We start from the raw sequence: 608 nt of genomic DNA, 5'->3' as shown, positions 1-608 counted from the left end.
GATCTACACCTCGGGATCAACAGGCACCCCCAAGGGCGTCATGGTCGAGCATCGCGGCTTGGTCAATCTCAGCTTGGCTCAGATCGGGCTTTTTGGCGTTTGTTGCAACAGCCGCGTGGTGCAGTTCGCCTCCTTCGGTTTTGATGCAAGCGCCTCGGAGCTTGTTATGGCGTTTGGTTCGGGAGCCGCATTGCATTTGCCTGCGGATGAGCTCCGTCAAGCGAGTAACAAGCTATCGGATTATCTGCGAAGCGAAGCCATCACGCACGCGACGCTGCCTCCAGCCTTGCTTCAGGGAAGCCAGAAGCTGGAAGGCTTGGAATCGCAAGTTCTCATTCTTGCTGGAGAGCTGCCGAAGGCAGAACTCATCCGGAGTCTGGCTCCAGCATCCATTATCAATGCTTATGGACCTACCGAAGCAACAGTTTGTGCGGCGACCTGGAGTTGCCCCGATGGGTTTGATGGGGCCATTGTCCCGATTGGCCGCCCGATTGCGAACACGCGTGTGTATCTGCTGGATGATCATGGCGGGCTGGTGCCGTTCGGTGCGGTCGGGGAGCTCTACGTCGGCGGGGCGGGGGTGGCGCGCGGCTACCTGAACCGGCCCG

The 608-nt window shown here is 59.5% G+C and carries 1 protein-coding gene; it reads left to right on the top strand.

The genetic code is table 11. The features are described from left to right. Window positions 1-40: 40 nt before the first annotated feature. Window positions 41-608, top strand: a 568-nt coding sequence (locus WN73_RS11625; RefSeq protein WP_271552840.1) for an AMP-binding protein, incomplete at its 3' end; no start/stop codon positions are given.

Source organism: Bradyrhizobium sp. CCBAU 45394, assembly GCF_028128655.1.
GTDB classification, from domain to species: domain Bacteria; phylum Pseudomonadota; class Alphaproteobacteria; order Rhizobiales; family Xanthobacteraceae; genus Bradyrhizobium; species Bradyrhizobium diazoefficiens.
This window is presented reverse-complemented; position numbering and strand designations above follow the sequence as displayed.